The 674-nt window shown below is 69.3% G+C and carries 1 protein-coding gene; it reads left to right on the forward strand.

The window, feature by feature from the left end:
- Window positions 1-612 (forward strand): cadherin-like domain-containing protein (locus ACTJIY_RS20825; RefSeq protein ID WP_440675403.1); only part of this gene is annotated, 612 nt, incomplete at its 5' end.
- Window positions 613-674: the final 62 nt, after the last annotated feature.

Genomic DNA, 674 nt, shown 5'->3' on the forward strand with positions numbered 1-674 from the left:
GCGCTGGATCTTCTAGATGCGGCGCGTGGTCAGGGGTTCATCGAGTTCGCCTTCACCTCCGAGGCACCTGAGCCCCCGGCATGCGAGCAGACCGTCACCGAGCCCGCGATCACCTCCACCCGTCAGGGTGTGCTCAACGGCACCGGGACCGGCACCCCGACCTCCACCGCCGCCATCACCCTGGCCGAGTACACCGCCACTGGGGACCCCTGCCCCGAAGAGCTGGCAGCGAACACCGACGAGTACACCACCGTGCAGGACACCACCCTGACCGGGAACGTCCTGGACAACGACGTCATCCCCGACGGATCCACCATCACCGTCACCGGCCCGGGCGCCGGCCCCTGGAACGGTGACCTCACCCTGAACGAGGACGGCACCTTCACCTACACCCCGGCCCCCGGGTACGTCGGCACCGATTCGTTCAGCTACACCATCACCGACCAGGACGGCAACACCTCCGTCGGCACCGTCAACATCACCATCACCGAGGACGAGAACGGCATCCCCCTCATCGCCCCCGGCGCCGCCGCCACCGCAGGCCTGCTCGGCCTGGCCGGCCTCGGCCTCGGCTACACCCGCCGCCGCGAGACCACGAACGAGGTGATCTGACCCCACCAACCGATCCACTTCCTGACAGCGGCCCTCCCACCACCAGGCGGGAGGGCCGCCGT

This window comes from Cellulosimicrobium sp. 22598 (assembly GCF_052044445.1).
Taxonomy (GTDB): domain Bacteria; phylum Actinomycetota; class Actinomycetes; order Actinomycetales; family Cellulomonadaceae; genus Cellulosimicrobium; species Cellulosimicrobium cellulans_G.